At 68.0% G+C, this 18133-nt stretch carries 12 protein-coding genes; 8 read left to right on the top strand and 4 right to left on the bottom strand.

The genetic code is table 11. The features are described 5' to 3' along the window. Positions 1-103 precede the first annotated feature (103 nt). From DBV10_RS21455 to DBV10_RS21435, 5 genes are all read left to right on the top strand, one after another. Positions 104-2617, top strand: coding sequence for an EAL domain-containing protein (locus tag DBV10_RS21455; protein ID WP_124515588.1), 2514 nt, complete (start codon positions 104-106; stop codon positions 2615-2617). Positions 2618-2737: 120 nt separating this feature from the next. Continuing rightward, positions 2738-3961 carry an FAD-dependent monooxygenase gene (locus DBV10_RS21450; RefSeq protein ID WP_124515587.1) on the top strand — a complete coding sequence of 408 codons (1224 nt, stop codon included), beginning with the start codon at positions 2738-2740 and terminating at the stop codon, positions 3959-3961. A 316-nt stretch (positions 3962-4277) separates the two neighbouring features. Continuing rightward, a complete protein-coding gene (locus tag DBV10_RS21445; protein WP_124515586.1) occupies positions 4278-6200 on the top strand; it encodes a PrkA family serine protein kinase in 1923 nt (640 codons plus the stop codon). Between the two features lie 60 nt (positions 6201-6260). Continuing rightward, positions 6261-7526, top strand: a complete 1266-nt coding sequence (locus tag DBV10_RS21440) for a YeaH/YhbH family protein (protein ID WP_124515585.1) — start codon at positions 6261-6263, stop codon at positions 7524-7526. Beyond that, positions 7523-9154 carry a SpoVR family protein gene (locus tag DBV10_RS21435; RefSeq protein WP_124515584.1) on the top strand — a complete coding sequence of 544 codons (1632 nt, stop codon included), beginning with the start codon at positions 7523-7525 and terminating at the stop codon, positions 9152-9154. Before DBV10_RS21440 ends, DBV10_RS21435 begins: the two co-directional genes overlap by 4 nt. An 88-nt stretch (positions 9155-9242) precedes the next feature. On the opposite strand, the gene DBV10_RS21430 is transcribed toward DBV10_RS21435, so the two are convergent. Continuing rightward, complete coding sequence (locus tag DBV10_RS21430) at positions 9243-9617, bottom strand: MerR family transcriptional regulator (protein ID WP_124515583.1); 375 nt, start codon at positions 9615-9617, stop codon at positions 9243-9245. Between the two features lie 100 nt (positions 9618-9717). On the opposite strand from DBV10_RS21430, the gene DBV10_RS21425 reads away from it, so the two are divergent. Continuing rightward, positions 9718-10185 carry a hypothetical protein gene (locus DBV10_RS21425; protein ID WP_124515582.1) on the top strand — a complete coding sequence of 156 codons (468 nt, stop codon included), beginning with the start codon at positions 9718-9720 and terminating at the stop codon, positions 10183-10185. A gap of 19 nt (positions 10186-10204) precedes the next feature. On the opposite strand, the gene DBV10_RS21420 is transcribed toward DBV10_RS21425, so the two are convergent. Next, a complete protein-coding gene (locus DBV10_RS21420; protein WP_158616840.1) occupies positions 10205-11908 on the bottom strand; it encodes a helix-turn-helix domain-containing protein in 1704 nt (567 codons plus the stop codon). Between the two features lie 617 nt (positions 11909-12525). On the opposite strand from DBV10_RS21420, the gene DBV10_RS21415 reads away from it, so the two are divergent. After that, positions 12526-15156, top strand: coding sequence for an ImpA family metalloprotease (locus DBV10_RS21415; protein WP_199740219.1), 2631 nt, complete (start codon positions 12526-12528; stop codon positions 15154-15156). 40 nt (positions 15157-15196) lie between these two features. Next, complete coding sequence (locus tag DBV10_RS21410; RefSeq protein ID WP_124515579.1) at positions 15197-15946, top strand: hypothetical protein; 750 nt, start codon at positions 15197-15199, stop codon at positions 15944-15946. Between the two features lie 45 nt (positions 15947-15991). On the opposite strand, the gene DBV10_RS21405 is transcribed toward DBV10_RS21410, so the two are convergent. Both DBV10_RS21405 and DBV10_RS21400 read right to left on the bottom strand, forming a co-directional pair. Then, the gene (locus DBV10_RS21405) at positions 15992-17194 is read right to left on the bottom strand and encodes an AraC family transcriptional regulator (protein ID WP_158616839.1); all 1203 of its coding nucleotides are present in this window, start codon (positions 17192-17194) and stop codon (positions 15992-15994) included. Between the two features lie 134 nt (positions 17195-17328). Continuing rightward, positions 17329-18133: MFS transporter (locus tag DBV10_RS21400; RefSeq protein ID WP_124515577.1), on the bottom strand; the 805-nt coding region annotated here is incomplete at its 5' end.

The raw sequence follows: 18133 nt of genomic DNA, 5'->3' as shown, positions 1-18133 counted from the left end.
GCTATCTGTTTGGCCGGCCGGCACCCATGGACATTTTTGTGCGTGAACAACAACTGGGCTTTATGTCGCAAGCTTTGGTGGCGGTGCCGGAAGGGCACCAGCCATGACGAATGTGGGTGTCCTGTGGGTAGACATTGACACGCAACACGCGGCGGCCGCGCGGCGGCTCATGGCCGACCGTTACCCCGGCTGGCGCGTGGTGAACAGCCCCACCCCCGAGACCGCCATGGCGCCGCTGGCCTCGCAGGCCTGGGACGCCGTGGTGATGTGCCTGCGGCCATCCGAGCAGGAGCTGCCCGGCCTGCTGGAGCTGTGCGCGGGCCGTCCGGTGCTGATGTGCATCGATGCCCAGCAGGAGGCGCTGGCCGCGCGGGCTTTCCGCTGCGGGCTGGGCGACTATGTGCTGCGCGAACCCGACGATGTCTCGCACCTGAGCGAGCTGCTCAACCGCCTGGTGGCCCTGATGCAGAACGCCAAGGGCCAGGGGCAGCCCGTGCGCATGGTGGATGCCCGCATCTGGCAAGAGGCGCTGACCATGCTGCAGGAGCAGCGCACGGCCCTGCAGGCCACGCTGGCCAGCATGAGCCAGGGCATCTTCAAGACGGGCCCCGACGGGCGCATCACCGTCTACAACCAGCGCGTGCTGGAGCTGCTGAACCTGCCCGAATCGCTGATGGCCACACGCCCCACGCTGGCCGACCTGACCCGGGTGCAGGCTGAGCGGGGCGACTTTGGCACGGGCTACAGCCTGGTGGACCGGCGCGGGCACGACTATGTGGCCCATGGCGCCGTGTCCTCGGCGCCGGCGCTGTATTGGCGCACCACACGCGAGGGCCGCACCTTCGAGATACGCACCACCACGCTGGCCGATGGCAGCCTGGTGCGCACCTTTGCCGACGTGAGCGACTATGTGCGCGTCGAGAACGAGCTGCGCGAGAGCGAGGCGCGTTTCCGCTCGCTGAGCGACCTGTCCTCCGACTGGTACTGGGAGCACGACGCCGAAGGCCGCTTCGTGCAGCTGGCGGGCGACCTGAGCGTGAACGGCATCCCGCTGTCGAACGTGATGGGGCGCACGCGCTGGGAGATCGGCGCCCTCAACATGACCGATGCCGACTGGGCCGCCCACCGCGCGGTGCTGGCCGCGCAGCAGCCCTTTCGCGACCTGGAGCTGCAGCGCAGGCGTTCGGATGGCAGCATGCACTGGATCTCGGTCAGCGGCGTGCCCGTGCTCGATGCCACGGGCACCCTGCGCGGCTACCGGGGCGTGGGCCGCGACATCACCGAGCGCAAGCAGGTGGAGAGCCAGATCGAGCGCCTGGCGTTCTACGACTCCCTGACCGGCCTGCCCAACCGCCGCCTGCTGGTGGACCGCCTGCAGCACGCCACGCTGGCCGTGGCCCGTTCGGACACCCAGGGCGCGCTGCTGTTCATTGACCTGGACAACTTCAAGGACCTCAACGACACCCTGGGCCATGACACCGGCGACCAGCTGCTGCTGCAGGTGGCGCAGCGCCTGAAGGCCTGCGTGCGCGAGGCCGACACGGTGGCCCGCTTTGGCGGGGACGAGTTCGTGGTGCTGGTGGAGGGCCTCAGCCCCGATGCCGACCATGCCTGCGCCGAGGCCGCGCTGGTGGCCAGCCACATTGCCACCACGCTGGGCAAGCCCTATGCGCTGGGCGACGCCAGCCACCACAGCACGCCCAGCATCGGCATCGCGCTGTTCGGGCGGCAGACCGCCAGCGTGGACGAACTTCTCAAGCACGCCGACCTGGCCATGTACCAGGCCAAGGCCGCAGGCCGCAACACCCAGCGCTTTTTCGACCCCGACATGCAGGCCGCCGTGAGCAACCGCTCGGCCCTGGAGGCCGACCTGCGCCGGGGCCTGCAGGAAAAGGAGCTGGTGCTGTACTACCAGCCCGTGGTGGACGGCAAGGGCCGCCTGCAGGGCGCCGAGGCGCTGGTGCGCTGGCGCCACCCGCGCCGGGGCATGGTGTCGCCGGCCGAGTTCATCCCGCTGGCAGAGCAGACCGGGCTGATCCTGCCGCTGGGCCAGTGGGTGCTGGAAGCCGCGTGTGCGCAGCTCGTGGCCTGGTCGCGCAGCTCGCTCACGCGCCAGTTCTTCCTGTCGGTGAACGTGAGCGTGCGGCAGTTTCGCCAGCCTGATTTTGTGGAACAGGTGCTGGGGGCGCTGGACGCCACGGGCGCCAACCCCGAGCGCCTCAAGCTCGAACTCACCGAGAGCCTGCTGATGGCCGATGTCGAGGACATCATTGCGCGCATGGAGCATCTGCGTCGCTATGGCGTGGGCTTTTCGCTCGATGACTTTGGCACGGGCTACTCCTCGCTCAGCTACCTCAAGCGCCTGCCGCTCGATCAGCTCAAGATCGACCAGAGCTTTGTGCGCGACCTGCAGACCGACCCCAACGACGCGGCCATCGTGCGCACCATCCTGGCCCTGGCCGACAGCCTGGACCTGGCCGTGGTGGCCGAGGGGGTGGAGACCACGGGCCAGCTCGAATTTCTGCAGCGCTACGGCTGCAAGGCCTTCCAGGGCTACCTGTTTGGCCGCCCCATGCCCCCCGAGGTGCTGGAGCGGGCGCTGCGGCCTGCGCTATGACAAATGGCGGCCCGTTCCGGCGCGCGACAATCCATTCATGACGTTTGACCCCCACGCTCCCCACTTCATGTGGTCGCTGCCCCCCGAGGGGGCCGCTTTTCATCTTGGGGCGGCCCGGCGATGAAAAAGCAGGTGTTGGTCGCCGGTGGCGGCATCGGCGGCCTGGCCGCTGCGTTGGGCGCCTCGCGCGCGGGCTGGGAGGTGCGGCTGTACGAGCGCGCTGCCGCGTTCAGCGAAGTGGGCGCTGGCGTGCAGATCGGCCCCAATGTGGTGCGCCGCCTGCAGGCCTGGGGGCTGCAGCAGGCATTGCAGGCGGTGGCGGCCTTTCCGGGCCGCCTGCAGGTGCGCAATGCCGTGAGCGGCCGCGAACTGGCTGTGTTGCCGCTGGGCCCTACGGCGGTCGAGCGCTATGGCGCGGCCTATGCCACCATCCACCGCGCTGACCTGCATGGCCTGCTGCTGCAGGGGCTGACGCAGGGCACCGACGCACAGCTGCACCTGGACCACGCCATTGATCGTTTTACCGACAACGGTGACGTGGTCACCGTGCGCACCAGCCGGGGCAAGGAGGTGGAGGGCGATGCGCTGATCGGCGCCGATGGCCTGTGGAGCCGCACGCGCACCCAATTGCTGGCGAATATGGGGGGTGGGGTGCCGCCGCGCGTGACGGGCCACCTGGCCTACCGTGCGCTGGTGCCGCAGCAGGCGCTGCCCCAGGCGCTGCGCACCACCCAGGTCACGGCCTGGCTGGGCCCGCGCCTGCATGCGGTGCAGTACCCCGTGCGCCGGGGCGAGCTGCAGAACATCGTCGTCATCGTGCAGGGCCCCGCACCGCAGGACCTGGAGAACTGGGACCACGCCGCCAATGCGGCGGGCCTGGACCACGCGCTGCAGGGCACCTGCACCGCCCTGCAGGACATGGTGCGCGGTGTGAGCGATCACGCCCCGGCAGGCTGGCGCCTGTGGCCGTTGTGCGACCGCCCGCCCGTGCGCAGCGCCGACGAGATGGCCCGGGGCCTGGTGGGCCTGCTGGGCGACGCCGCCCACCCCATGCGCCCCTATCTGGCCCAGGGCGCCGGCATGGCCATCGAGGACGCCGCCGAGCTGCAGCGCGCGCTGGCCATGCACGACCTGGAGGTGCCGCTGCGCCTCACCCGCTACGCGCTGAATCGCTGGCAGCGCAACGCGCGGGTGCAGGCACGCTCCATCCGCAATGGCCGCATCTTCCACGCCACCGGGCCCGTGCGCTGGGGGCGCGACCTGTCCTTGCGCCTGCTGGGCGAGCGGGTGCTGGATGTGCCCTGGCTGTACCGGGGCGATGGCGCTGGCGCCAGCGCTTTGTGATGTGTGGGGTGGCGGGGCCGGCCCGCCGAGCAACGCCCGGCCCGCGACTTCGCAGGGGAGGTGAAAAGGGCCTGCGGGTTGTCAGGACATTCCCTGTGCGGGGCAACCCTTGCAGGGGCAGGGCGGGGTGAACTTTGCGCAGTGTGCCACGCTCTATCGGTGTGTGTGCAAAGCACCAAAAAGGCAACGGATGTGTCCACGAATTCGCTGTTCAAGCGCAGGCCGTGGTGCTACAAAGGGCCAAGCCGGTCGCGATTCCCATTGCAACACCGTGGCACTTCCCGAGCCCGCCGGGGGTGCCGCCACAGGAGGTCGTATGGATGCCATCAGCAGTTTCGCCGCGCGTTACGCCCGTAGCCGCGAAGAGGAAATGTCGATCGACGAGTACCTCGCCGAGTGCAAGCGTGATCCCATGGCCTACGCCACGGCCGCCCAGCGCATGCTGGCCGCCATTGGCGAGCCCGAGATGGTGGACACGCGCAACGACCCGCGCCTGTCGCGCCTGTTTGCCAACAAGGTCATCAAGCGCTACCCCACCTTTGTCGAGTTCTATGGCATGGAAGACTCCATCGAGCAGGTGGTGAGCTTCTTCCGCCATGCTGCGCAGGGGCTGGAAGAGCGCAAGCAGATCCTCTACCTGCTGGGGCCCGTGGGCGGTGGCAAAAGCTCGATCGCCGAGCGGCTCAAGGTCCTGATGCAGAAGGTGCCGTTCTATGCGCTCAAGGGCTCGCCGGTCAATGAATCGCCGCTGGGCCTGTTCGATGCGCTGGAGGATGGCCCGGTGCTGGAGGAGCAGTTCGGCATTCCCCGGCGCTACCTGCAGCGCGTGCTCTCGCCCTGGGCCGTGAAGCGGCTCGACGAGTTCGGCGGCGACATCCGCCAGTTCCGTGTGGTGAAGCGCTATCCCAGCGTGCTCAAGCAGGTGGGCATTGCCAAGACAGAGCCGGGCGACGAGAACAACCAGGACATCTCCAGCCTGGTGGGCAAGGTGGACATCCGCAAGCTCGAAACCTTTGCCCAGGACGATACCGACGCCTACAGCTATAGCGGCGGCCTGTGCCTGGCCAACCAGGGGCTGCTCGAATTCGTGGAAATGTTCAAGGCGCCCATCAAGGTGCTGCACCCGCTGCTCACCGCCACGCAGGAGAGCAACTACAAGGGCACCGAGGGCTTCGGCGCCATTCCGTTCGATGGCGTGGTGCTGGCCCACAGCAACGAGAGCGAGTGGAAGGCCTTTCGCAACAACAAGAACAACGAGGCCTTCCTGGACCGCATCTACATCGTCAAGGTGCCCTACTGCCTGCGCGTGAGCGAAGAGACCCGCATCTACGAAAAGCTGATCCGCGAATCCTCGCTGGGCAAGGCCGTGTGTGCGCCGGGCACGCTCAAGATGATGGCGCAGTTCGCCATCCTCACGCGCCTGAAGGAGCCCGAGAACTCCAGCATCCTCAGCAAAATGCAGGTCTACGACGGCGAGAGCCTGAAGGACACCGACCCGCGCGCCAAGAGCTACCAGGAGTACCGCGACTACGCGGGCGTGGACGAGGGCATGACCGGCATCTCCACGCGCTTTGCGTTCAAGATCCTGTCCAAGGTGTTCAACTTCGACAGCGCCGAGGTGGCGGCCAACCCGGTGCACCTGATGTATGTGCTGGAGCAGCAGATCGAGCGCGAGCAGTTCCCCGCCGAGCTGGAAACCAAGTACACCGGCTACATCAAGGAGTTCCTCTCGCCGCGCTATGCCGAGTTCATCGGCAAGGAAATCCAGACCGCCTACCTGGAAAGCTACAGCGAGTACGGCCAGAACATCTTCGACCGCTACGTGACCTATGCGGACTACTGGATCCAGGACAACGAGTACCGCGACACCGACACCGGCGAGGTGTTTGACCGCGGCGCGCTCAATGCCGAACTGGAGAAGATCGAAAAGCCCGCCGGCATTGCCAACCCCAAGGACTTCCGCAACGAGATCGTCAACTTCGTGCTGCGCGCGCGTGCCAACAACCAGGGCAACAACCCCAGCTGGACCAGCTACGAGAAGCTGCGCCTGGTGATCGAGAAGAAGATGTTCTCCAACACCGAAGAGCTGCTGCCGGTCATCAGCTTCAACGCCAAGGCCAGTGCCGAGGAGGCGCGCAAGCACGAGGACTTTGTCACCCGCATGGTGAACAAGGGCTACACCCCCAAGCAGGTGCGGCTGTTGTGCGAGTGGTACTTGCGCGTTCGCAAGAGCAGCTAAGAAGAGATGGGGTTGCCAGCGCACCCGCTGGAGCGCCGGTCCATGCATGGGAGCAAGGGGATGGCACTACAAATCATCGACCGCAGGCTCGCAGGCAAGAACAAGTCCGTGGGCAACCGCGAGCGCTTTGTCCGCCGCTTCAAGGAGCAGATTGCGGACAGCGTGCGCCGTGCTGTGTCGCAGCGCGGCATCCGCGACATCGAGCAGGCCGAGAACATCACCATTCCACGCAAGGACATCGGCGAGCCGGTGTTCCGCCACGGCCAGGGCGGCATCCGCGACGTGGTGCACCCGGGCAATGCAGAGCATGTGCGCGGCGACCGCATTGAGCGGCCCAAAGGGGGCAGCGGGCGCGGCTCGCAGGCCAGCGATGGCGGCGAAGGCGAGGACGACTTCACCTTCACGCTGACCAAGGAAGAGTTCATGCAGATCTTCTTCGACGACCTTGCGCTGCCGCGCCTGCTGCGCACGCACATCGGCGAGAACCCGCTGTGGAAGTCGCGCCGCGCGGGCTACAGCCAGGACGGCATTCCCAACAACCTGGCGGTGCTGCGCACCATGCTGGGGGCGCTGGGGCGGCGCATTGCCCTGGGCAAGGCCCCGCACCGGGAGCTGCTGGCGCTGCAGGACGAGCTCGATGCCCTGCTGGCGCAGGACGACGGCACCAGCGAGGCGGTGGCCGAGCTGCAGCGCCGCATCGATGAGCTCCAGGTGCGCATTGGCCGCATCCCGTACCTCGACCCCATCGACCTGCGCTTTCGCGCCCGCATCCAGGTGCCGGTGCCCAACAGCCAGGCGGTGATGTTCTGCCTGATGGATGTCTCGGGCTCCATGGACGAGGCGCGCAAGGACCTGGCCAAGCGCTTCTTCATCCTGCTGTACCTGTTCCTCACGCGGCACTACGAGAAGATCGACATCGTCTTCATCCGCCACCACACCCAGGCCGCCGAGGTGAGCGAGGAGCAGTTCTTCCACTCCACCGAAAGCGGGGGCACGGTGGTCAGCAGCGCGCTGGTGCTGCTTGACCAGATCATCCGTGCGCGCTACCCCACGGGCGACTGGAACATCTACGTGGCCCAGGCCAGCGACGGCGACAACTTCACCAATGACAGCGGCAACTGCCGCAACCTGCTGGTGGACCGCATCCTGCCGCTGGTGCGCTACTTTGCCTATGTGCAGGTGGCCGAGGAAGAGCAGAACCTGTGGGACGAATACAGCCAGCTGCAGCCGCTGTTCTCGCACTTCGCCATGCGCAAGGTCTCCGGGCCGGGCGACATCTACCCCGTGTTCCGCGACCTCTTCAAAAAGGAAGGGGTGCAGCTATGAGCAATATGGCGCAGTACCCGGTGCTGGAGCGCCGCATCCACGACAACCCCTGGAAGGCCGCCGCCATGGGCGAGCGCCGCCACCATGCGGTGCCCGAGCAGCCCTTGCCGGCCGGGGCGCGGCCCGCGCAGCCGCTGCCCGACCCGAGCGACTGGACCTTCGAGCTGATCGAGCGCTACCACGCGGCCATCGCCGCCACGGCCGAGCGCTTTGGCCTCGACACCTACCCCAACCAGCTCGAAATCATCACCGCCGAGCAGATGATGGACGCCTACTCCAGCGTGGGCATGCCGGTGAACTACCGGCACTGGAGCTATGGCAAAGAGTTTCTGGCCACCGAGCGGCGCTACCGGCGCGGCCACATGGGGCTGGCCTACGAGATCGTCATCAACTCCAACCCCTGCATCAGCTACCTGATGGAGGAGAACACCACCGCCATGCAGGCGCTGGTGATTGCCCATGCGGCCTACGGGCACAACAGCTTCTTCAAGGGCAACTACCTGTTTCGCATGTGGACCGATGCGTCCAGCATCATCGACTACCTGGTCTATGCCAAGGACTACGTGGCCCAGTGCGAGGAACGCTACGGTTTCGACGAGGTGGAGCGCATCCTTGACTCCTGCCACGCGCTGGCCAACTTTGGGGTGGACCGCTACCGCCGCCCCTCCAAGAAGAACCTGGCGCGCGAGCGGCTCGAACGCGCGCAGCGCGAGGCCTACGCCCAGCAGCAGGTCAACGAGTTGTGGCGCACCCTGCCCATGCGCCCTGGCAAGGACGGAGCCGTGCCGGAGCACAACCGCTTTCCGCAGGAGCCGCAGGAAAACATCCTGTACTTCATCGAGAAGAACGCGCCCCTGCTGGAGCCCTGGCAGCGCGAGATCGCGCGCATCGTGCGCAAGATCGCGCAGTATTTCTACCCCCAGCGCCAGACCCAGGTCATGAACGAAGGCTGGGCCACTTTCTGGCACTACACGCTGCTGAACACGCTGTACGACGAAGGGCACCTGAGCGACGGCGTGATGATCGAATGGCTGGGCTCGCACACCAACGTGGTCTTCCAGCCGCCCGTGGGGCACCGCGCCTACAGCGGCATCAACCCCTATGCGCTGGGTTTTGCCATGTACCGCGACATCCAGCGCATCTGCCAGAACCCCACGGCGGAAGACCGGCGCTGGTTCCCTGACATGGCCGGTATGCCCTGGCTGCCCGCGCTGGACCATGCCATGCGCAACTTCAAGGACGAGAGCTTTGTCGGCCAGTACCTGAGCCCGCACCTGATGCGCGAGATGCGCCTGTTTGCCCTGCACGACGACCCCGGCCAGAGCGAGCTGCTGGTCAGCGAGATCCACGACGAAAGCGGCTACCGCAATCTGCGCCAGATCCTGTCGCAGCAGTACGACCTGGGCACGCGCGAGCCCAACATCCAGGTGTGGAACGTGAACCTGCGCGGCGACCGCAGCCTGACCCTGCGCCACACCCAGTACAAGGGCCGCCCGCTGGCCGAGGACACGCAGGAGGTGCTCAAGCATGTGGCGCGCCTGTGGGGCTTTGGCGTACAGATCGAAGGGGTGGACGCCGATGGCAACCATCCGGTGCTGTTGCACACGGTGCCCGCGCCTGCGGCGTGAAGGGGAGGGTGGCGGGATGCCTTTGTGCTACTTATTTGATAGCTGATTGGGCATGATGGACGACCGATAGGGCTCTTTTAAGGCAGATCTAGGCGGCGCCCGGGAGGGGGCCGGTGCCGCGCAACGGGCAATCGGTGGCCACGCGTTCGGCCAGCGTCTGGCGCAGGGCCTGCAGGGCCGCAATGCGCGCGTCGATCTCGCCGAGCTTGCTGGCCAGCACCTGGTTCAGCAGCGGGCCGGGGTCGGGGGCGTCCCAGATGCCCGGCAGGCGGTCGCCAATTTCTGCCAGCGTGAAGCCCAGCCGCTGCGCCGTGCGGATGTACTGCACCAGCGCCACCACCTCGGGCGGGTAGTCGCGGTAACCGTTGGCCAGGCGCCGCGCGCGGATGAGGCCCTGCTGTTCATAAAAACGCAGCGCCTCACGGCTCAGGCCCGAGGCGGTGGCCAGTTCTCCAATCCGCATGGCGCGTTCCCTCCACAAAGTCACAAAGTGCTTGACCCTGAAGCGTACTTCAAGGTGGAAGCTCGGGGCCTCATTGATCCATTCACAGAGGTTTCTTGTCATGCACATCCCCGCTTTCGCTTCCAGCCGTTATCTGCGCATCGTGCGCGCCAGTGGCTGGTACGACCTGCTCGTCACCTGGCCGTTTGCCCTGCCCTGGACCTTTGCCTGGCTCTACGCCCAGCTGAACCTGCTGGCCCAGGCGCTCGCGCTGCCGGGCACGCTGCACCCCCTTGACACCACGCACATGCTGCTGGCCAACCTGCTCGGCTCGGTGGTGGTGGTGTGGTCGGTGGCGCGCATCGTGGCGCCGTCGCTGCTGCTGGGGCGGCTGGACGGTGTGGCGCGCTTTTTGTTTGCCGCCTGGCAGGTCTACGCCGTGGCGCACGGGGCCAATGCCATCGTGCTGGGCTTCACCGCGTTCGAGCTGCTGTTTGGCGTGCTGCAGTGGTGGCGCGTGGCGGGCGTGGGCATGGCCGTCTGCCCGCCCAGGCTAGCGGGGCTCCGTGCGCAGGCGCGTGGGGCCTGAAAAAATCGTAAACCTGTTCTTACGGGGACCCCGGAGGCTCGTACAAGGCGGCGAGCCGCCTGGCAGCGGGGGTGGCCGGATGGCTGGCTGCGCGCTGTGTGTGGATCACGCGGCGTGGCAGGCCCCAGGCGGACAGCAGCATGGCGCCGGCCACATGCCGGTCCAGCCCGAAGTGCAGGCGCTCCTGCTCCAGCACGCGGGCGCGGGGCCAGGCTGCGGCCTCGCCCAGCAGGCGGCCATAGGGTGCGCCCACCAGCCGGTACATCAACAGCGCGCCCAGCTCATACCGGGCCAGGTCCTGCCGGGTGCGCCGCTGCTCATCGGCGCTGAGCGCATCGAACCACGGAAGCCCTGGCAGGCGGGCCAATGCGGCCAAGCGGGCATGCCACAAGGGCTCCAAGGCGGCCACCGGCCGCCCGGGGCCCGCCTGCAGTTGCAGCCCCTGAACCAGCTGGCCCAGGCGGGCGGGGCGCAGCTGGCCCGCCAGGCCGCTGGCGTCGTCGAGCATGTGGCCGCCGTATTCGGCCCGGTTGGCAAGGCCCAGCAGATAGGCCTGCAGGATGGGGGTGGCAGGTTGCTCCAGGTCTTGCAGGCAGGCCGCCGCATCCACGGGCCCATGGATGGAGGGCGGCAGCATGCGCAGCAGCGGCACCGGGTCGCTCCAGTCCTCGTCGATGGCCAGGGCCGCCAGTTGCAGGCGGGCTTGGCGGGCGAGGGCGGGCGTGGTGTCGAACCAGGTGGCAAAGGCGCGTTCCAGCGAGGCCCGGCTGGCATAGCCGAGGCTGCGCACCACGGCCTCTACCGGCGCGCCTTCCTGGACCAGCAGCTGGAACGCCTGGCGCCGCCGGTGGGCGTTGTGGATCTCGGCAAAGCGCATGCCTTCGGCCATCAGCTGGCGGCGCATCTCCCTGCCGGACAAGCCCAGCCGCGATGCCATGCCCTCGATGCTGGCGCGCCCGGCGCCGGCACCGTCGTGCGTCAGCAGGCAGCCGATCAGCCTGCGGCTCAGGGGGCGCGGCGCATCGCTGTTGCGCAGCTGGGCGACAAAGCCTGCGCGCATCGCATGCTTGATGCGGGGGTTGCCGCCGGGCAGCGCCTGGTCGAGCAGGCGGGCCGGGTAGCGCAAGGTGCCATGGGGTGCGCCGAACTGCACCGGGGCGCCCAGCAGGGCCTCCAGCGGCTCGGCGCAGGGGGCCGGTGGCGCCATCGAACGGGCCGCCATCGGCACGGTGCAGATCGACAGGCTCAGGTCGAGGATGCGCTTGAGCCAGGCCAGCGCGCCTTCCGCGAGTAGTTGCTCGGCGAGCCGTGCCGGGGGGCGGTACGGCTGCAGGCGCAGCTCGAAGCTGTCGGCGCCCAGGTCGATGAAGAAACCAAAATAGCCCAAGGGCAGCATGAGCGGCTGGTTGGTCATCAGCTCGGCCAGCAGCTCGCGCAGCTGGGCGCAACTGCGCAGGAAGTACACCTGGCCGCTGCCAACGCTGGCGTCGAACTGCAGCGCCAGCCAGGCGCAGGCGTGGGGCTCGCCGGCCGCGTGAAGTTGTTCGAGGAGATGGCACAGCGACGCATGGTCGAGCAGGCTGCGGTCGCTTGGGTCGGTTCTGCGCAGGCCGGTCTCCTGCTCCAGCGCGTGGAGCAGTTCGGGCCGGCCGGACAGGCGGTGATAGAGCGGCTGCAGCCAGCGCATTTCAAGCGCAACGCCTGCGGGATGCGTTGAATTCAAACCAGTCTCTCCGTGCCAATCGAGCGGCGAATATATCCGCGGGCTGGAGGCCGCAAGGCGCTCCCGGCGCCCGCGTGCATCCGATGTGGTGACCCTGAGCGCTATTGCCATTGGCGCCCGGGATCGGGGTTGGTAGCCTTCGCGGCCGTCGGATGGGGTGTTGCGCCCGCAGGCATCGCCGCCTGGCGTTGGCGCGCCCCTCCAGACAGAAAAAAGAAACAGAAAGAAGCGGCAGAGACCGGCTTTCGCACCCCCACTTTTCAGCACACAGGATTTTCCACCCCATGCAGGCACACAAGCTTGTCCCCTTGCTTTTGACCATGGTTCTGACCGCCTGCGGCGGCGGAAAAGGCGATACCCCCGATGGCGCCGCGCCTGGCACCGAACCGCCCTCGGGCACCCTTCCTGCGCCCGGCCCCGGGAGCAATGCCGAGCCGGAGCATCCCCGGGAGCCCGGCACCGCGCCAACGCCCGATCCGGCCCCGGCGCCTGGGCCCACCCCCGCACCGGTGCCTGATCCCACCCCGGCCCCAGCACCGGCACCGGCCCCAGCACCGGCACCGGCACCAGCACCAGCACCAGCACCAGCACCAGCACCGGCTCCGGCTCCGGCTCCGGTGCCCACCGACAGGATTGCGCAAGCGCTCCAGTCCGGCGACCCCCGCCCGCTGCAGCCCGCCGACGCCCTGACCCTGCTGGAGCGCGCGACCCGCCTGGCCGTGCAGCTGCAAACCCGGCAGACCGGCATCGTGGCCAACATCTACCGGGGCGGCGAGACGCTGGTGGATCTGTCCCTGAACCACACCACATCGAGCGCCACCATCACGCCCATGGCCACCACGCCGTCGGCCTCCGTCCTGGTGGCGCCGTTCATCCTCAGCGACAACAACAGCGGCATGGCCGCCGTGTCGGAGGTGCAGACGGGCCGGGGCCTGGCGTATGGCGCCAATGTGCTGGACTGGATGGCCAATGGCACCCGCGAGGCCCAGCATGCGCCGCTGTTCCGGCGCGCCTTCACCTGGTTGATGCGGGGGGATGCCAATGCCGCCTTGCCCGCCAGCATTTCCTTCGGCACGGCGGGCTACACCGCCGCCACGGTCAAGAAGTACATCGCCACAACGGGCAAGCAGGGCCAGGAAATCGCCTGCGATATTGCCAACGCCGCCAACACCTGCTGGCAGCAGGCCGACCTGCTGGTCTTTGGCGCCGGCGTCAAGGCCGACCCCGGCCTGACGGCGCTGGTTGGCAAGTACCTGGCCGCGGGCAAGGCCGTGATCTACATGCACAACAACTGGACGGAGTCGGCCGGCGGCCGCCAGGTCCTGGTGGCCATGGGCATGACGCTGGGCGGCTATCCCGGCAACTACTTTGCCGGGGCCGCAGGGGTCAGTGTGGGCCAGGCCCGCACGGCCGAGCAAAGCCTGGCCAAGAGTGACCAGATCGGCAACCTGCCCAGTGCCCTGCGCATGCTGGCCAACGACAGCCTGGTCTACGACTTCAGCACCGACCGGGCGCCGACGGCGCCGATCGACAAGATCCACAACGACCTGGCCGGATTCGATGGGCGCGGGGATGCCTTGTTTGGCAGCGCCGATACCGAGCTGTACCGGCTGCTGGTGCTGTGGGCGGACCTGTGGCGGCCCCACATCGAGTATGGCCGGGGCCTGAGCAAGACCGGCAGCTCTGCGGCCTTCTTGCGCGCTTATGCCTCCGATTCGTGGACGAACTACAGCCGCAGCGCCACCACCGTGTCGCCCAAGGGCCAGGGGGGCTACATGCCCGTCGCGGCGCAAAGCCTGCCCGTGGTGGCCGACGAGGTGGTGACCGTCACCATCGCGCAAGCCAGCGGGAAAACCGCCATAGGCCGTGCCGCGCTGCCGGGCAAACCCCTCACGATCGAGATCGTGGAGGCCGCCGACGGCAGCAGCTACGGCATCCAGACCAGCCACATCCGCACAGCGGGCAGCCCGTTTGACGCCACATACGCACACCCGCGCCGGCCGCAGTCCTTTGCCGTGCCACTCCCTCGCGGCAAGGCCACGGCCTTTGTGACCCCCTTTGGCGGTCCGCTGTTCCTGAACTACAGCGGGGCCACGGGAGGCAGCACGGTCAAGCTGCGCATCCAGGGCGGTGCCAAGTACGCGCACTTTGATTTCAGCGGTGCCACGCCCAGCGATGCAGAGGTTGCCGAAGCGGCCGCAGCCGTGGCGCGCCAGGATTTTGGCTGGATGACGGCCAAGTTCGTGGGGGGAGAAATCCAGCAGACCATTGGCTATGCCAAATCGGTCATTGGCGCCAAGAGCCCCCGGACATATGTGCTGGACGAGCTCAAGGGAATCCTCTTCGATACCAACCACATCGCCAACGGTTACAGCAACCTGCCGCTGATGCCCAACGTGAAGACCCTTTGCGACAGCCTGGGCTGGACCTGCGATGGCCCTTTGCACCGGGCCCCGGGCGTGCAGCATTTCGTTGGCTGGATCGCCACCTGTGGCTACCTTTGCTCGGGCAATCCGTCCGATGGCTTTGCAGGCATCGGGCTGGGCTGGGGGTGGGCGCATGAACTGGGCCACAACACCGTGCAGCGGGTGATGCACATGGACTTCGGCAGCAACCACGGCTGCGTGGCCGAATGCGACAACAACAATCTGGCCGTGGCCCAGACCTTCCGGACCTATGCGCTGCTGGGGCTGGACGAGAACGGCAACCGGACCGGCCATCCCGCGCTGTACCAGCACATTCTGGCCAACCGCGCCACGAACCTCAATGGCGAGGCCTTGCGCAGCGACATGGAGGCGCGCTTCTGGGGCGGTGAGCCCACGGCCAAGATGGCGTTCTGGATGCAGCTGTCCTTCCTGTACACCAAGGAGCGCCTGGGCATGGCCCAGCCGACGGCTGCCACCGCGCTGGAATACCACAACCTGCTGACCAAGGGCGACCGCCTGGTGGCCAAGGCCTGGGATGCGGCCAACCCGGGCAAGTACGGCATGAGCCGCTTCACCGACAACAAGATCAGCAACCAGGACCTGCTGTTTGTGCTCAGCTCGAAGATCATCGGCAAAGACCTGCGCAAGATTTTTGCGATGTATGGCCTGCCCGTGAGCCAGAAGGCGCTGGACTCGGTCGCAGACCTGAAGCTGCCCGAGGCCGACCGGAGTTTCTATGCCATGGCAGCGGGCAAGAGCAATCGCTTTGCGACCGGCCAATGGGTCAACGTGGAAGGCCAGGCACCGGCCTATCCGTTCTGATCCGGGCCGGGCGGGGCCGCCTCCATCCGCAGGAGGCGGCATGATCCCCAGTCTTGACGGGATGGCGATGGCGATGTCGGTGGCCGCTGTGCTGGGTGGGGGCGGCGGCGCACTGGCCTGCCGGTGGTGGCTGGGGCGGTCTGCGGCACGCAGCCTGCGCCTGCCCACGCGGTGGCCGTTGCAGGCGCGCGCCGTGGCCAATGCCGAGGAACGCAAGGTCTGGCGCTGGCTGCTGCAGGCGTTCGATGGCCACCAGATCCTGCTGAAAACGCCGGTGACCTGTTTCACGCGGGCGCCGTCGCGGGAAGGGGGGCTGCGCTGGCACCCGCTGCTGCGGGGCATGTACTGCACCTTCACCGTGTGCACGGCCGATGGCCATGTGGTGGCTTGCATAGACCTGTTCCAGGATGGCCCGGGCTTGCCGCGCAGCCACCGCCAGTTCCGGCGGGCGCTGCTGTCGCGCTGCTCCATTGCCTACAGCGTGGTGGTGGCGGACCGCCTGCCGACGGTGGAGGAAATCCGCCTGGAGCTGCTCGGTGATGAAGGCTCCGCCACGGGGGGCTCTCCCGAGCACCCTACCGACGTCAGCGCGGCACGCTGGAAGCTGCATGCCGCGATCAACAGCAGGCGCCACATGCTGCGTGGCGACCCGCCGCCGGCCGATGGCGCGAACGAGATCCTCTACGCCGCCGAGGAGGGGCAGCCGGAGAACGCGTTTTACGCGGGGACCTGGCAGCAGTACGACTCTTTCATCGCCCCCCTGGACGGGCCGGGCATGCCGCCAGGCTGAGCCCGGTGCGGGCCCGCCGCCTGGCGTGGCTGGGGAGCCTGTGCGTCAGGAGGGCTCCGGCGCCATGCGCATGCGCCGGATGCTGGCGGCTGGCGCGCCGGCTGCGCACAGCAGCAGCGCGGCCAGGCGCGGCCCGCGCACGCTGGCTTGGGGCCGGGGCTCCACGGTGGCTGCGGCTGCCAGCCAGGCCGCAGCGTCGTCGCAAGGCAAGGTGGTGTCCACGGCCTCCAGGGCAGCCCTGCGCTGCGCCATGTCGGGCCAGGCGGCCGCCAGCTCGCCGCGCAGTTGCACCGGGCGGCAGGCAAACCAGCCGAGGAAGGCGCGTTCCAGCGTGGTCCGGTCGGCATAGCCCAGGTGCCGGGCGACCACATCGATGCTGTCCTCGCCGTAGGCCAGGCACTGCAGCGCGCGGGCGCGCCGGTCGGCCTGCAGCAGCGCCGAGAAGGAGCTGCCTTCGCTGGCCAGGCGCCGCCGCAGCGAACTGGTGCCGCAATTGAACGCGCGGGCTGCACTCGTCTGGCTGGCCCGGCTGGGGTCGGCCAGGGCATGGAGCCACTGGCGCAGCCGCTCTGTGGTGCTGACGCCGTGGCGGATGGGGGGCAGCAGGTAGTCGAGCGAGGGCCGCAGGGCCGCGAGCAGGGCCGGGTTGCTGCCGGGCAGGGGCAGGCTCAGCATTTCGGCCGGGTAGCAGACCGCGAACTCATCCCTGTCAAAGTGCGGCATCACGCCGAACAGCGCCGCCAGTTGCCCCGCCTGCGCGGTCTCTGGTGTCATGAGTTCAATGGCCTGCGGCCGCAGGGGGCGCGCCGCGCAGTGCGACAGCAGGCAGATCAGCCAGGCCACGCCAGCCTCGTAGCGCAGCTGCCGGCCCAGCCGCCGGGCCTGGTAGTGCGGGCGCATGAAGAGGCGCAGTTGCTGGCCATCCTTGTGCATGCCGAACTCGCCGTCGGGCAGCAGGCGGCTGCGCAGGCGCACGATCTCGTGCAGCGCAGCCTCCAGCGTGGCGCAGCTGCGCAGGTAGTAGGCAATGCCATGGCCGGTGCTCAGGTCCGATTGCAGCGCAAGCCAGGCGCCGACATGGGGTTCGCCTTCGGCATACAGCATTTCGAACAGATCCAACAGCGAAGACGTTGCCATCAGGTCTTTGCCCTGTCCGGCCACGCTGCGCAGGCCCCATTGGGCCTGCAGCTTCGCCAGCAGCGCAGGGCGGTCGGCAAGCCGCGCATACAGCGGTTGAAGGTGGGCCATTTCAAGCCCGTTGAAAGTTTGCATCGTGGGGGTGGCGCGCAGGCCTGCGTCTGGGCAACCAGCGCCCATGGCGGGGCTGGTTGCTATATTTTTAATAGCTGTATGCGCCTGATGCGAAAGCGCAGGGGGCTATTTTAATGGCCTGCGCATGCGGGATCGCGCGGGTGCCCGGCGGCCGGGGCGGGGCCTGGCAGGCGCGCAAAGGCCACAACCCCCGCCGCCAGCATGCCGGCAATGGTCAGCATCACCGCCACATACGGATCGGCCCCCCGCGCAGCGGCCAGCGAGGCGGCCAGGCCCGTCACCCACTGCATCAGCGCCACGCCCAAAAACAGGGCCATGGTGAACACGGCCATGGCCCGCCCGGTCATCGCTGCCGGGTAGGACGAGCGCACATCGGCGTATTGCAGCACCATGTAGCCCGACAGCAGGCCCACGGCAATCGAGCCCCCCACGTCCAGCCATTCGGCGCGCAGAAAGCCGATGGCCGCGAACAGCCCGGCCAGCAGCAGCGTAAAGCCCACCAGCCAGCGCCGCCGCCGACCGGGCCCCGGGTCCATCCGCCCGAAGTACGCCGGGGTGAACAGCGACACCAGTGACGACAGCATGGCCACGTTGCCGCTGGCCACCAGGCTGTAGCCGTGCCGCTCGATGAGCAGCGGCCCCAGCCACAACCCGCGCAGCGTGAGGAACGAGGCATAGGTCATCAGCGCCAGCAGCATGATGCCGGCCGTGTGCGGCAGCAAAAACAGTGCGCCAAAGCCGCGCACTGCCGCGCCGACCGATTCGCGCGGCACCGCGCTGTGCGCGGGCTGTGGGGGCTCGTGCACCTTCCAGAAGATCAGCAGCCAGGCCAACGCAGCCAGCCCCGCCAGCACGCCAAACCCCATGCGCCAGGACGACTGCTGCACCAGCCAGGCCAGCGGCGTGCCGGTGAAC

Origin of the sequence: Acidovorax sp. FJL06 (assembly GCF_003852545.1) — a bacterium.
In the GTDB taxonomy this organism is placed as follows: domain Bacteria; phylum Pseudomonadota; class Gammaproteobacteria; order Burkholderiales; family Burkholderiaceae_C; genus Acidovorax.
This window is presented reverse-complemented; position numbering and strand designations above follow the sequence as displayed.